Here is a 727-nt window from a genome sequence, read left to right as displayed (position 1 = left end):
ACGTCTGGTCGCGCGGCGAGGAGCTGATGACCGACCGCTTCCCCGAGCTCGCCCGCGCCCTCGACTTCCTGCCGCCGGGCCATGTCTTCGACGGCGAACTGGTGGCTTGGGACGGCACCCGGCCGCTGCCCTTCAACACGCTCCAGCAGCGCATCGGGCGCAAGACGGTGCCCAAGAAGCTGCTGCGCGAGGCGCCGGTGGTGATGCTGGCCTACGACCTGCTCGAGGCCGATGGTCTCGACATCCGCGACCGGCCGCTCTCCGAGCGCCGCGCGCGACTGGATGCGCTGCTCGAGGGGCTGCCCGCCGACGCCCCCGTGCTGCCCTCGCCCCGCGTGGCCTTCGACAACTGGCAGGAGCTGGCCGAGACCCGCGCCACCGCCCGCGAGCGCCGCGCCGAGGGGCTGATGCTGAAACGCCTTGACGCGCCCTACCTCGCCGGGCGCAAGAAGGGCGACTGGTGGAAGTGGAAGCTCGACCCGCTCAGCGTCGACGCGGTGATGATCTACGCCCAGCAGGGCCATGGACGGCGCGCGAACCTCTTCACCGACTTCACCTTCGCGGCGTGGGACGGCAACGAGCTCGTGCCCTTCACCAAGGCCTACTCCGGCCTCACCGACGCCGAGTTCAACGAGATCACCAGCTGGGTGCGCCGCAACACGCTGCAGCGTTTCGGCCCGGTGCGGCAGGTGCGGCCCGAGCTGGTCTTCGAAATCGCCTTCGAGGG

1 pseudogene is annotated in these 727 nt (G+C 70.7%); it reads left to right on the top strand.

Annotation, left to right across the window (positions count from 1 at the left end):
• Positions 1-727, top strand: a pseudogene (locus tag HC022_RS28080) (ATP-dependent DNA ligase); the annotation flags it as partial.

The sequence above is a fragment of the Salipiger sp. HF18 genome (assembly GCF_011806505.1).
In the GTDB taxonomy this organism is placed as follows: domain Bacteria; phylum Pseudomonadota; class Alphaproteobacteria; order Rhodobacterales; family Rhodobacteraceae; genus Salipiger; species Salipiger thiooxidans.
Note: the sequence above shows the minus strand (reverse complement) of the source record. Positions and strands in the feature narration are given on the sequence as shown.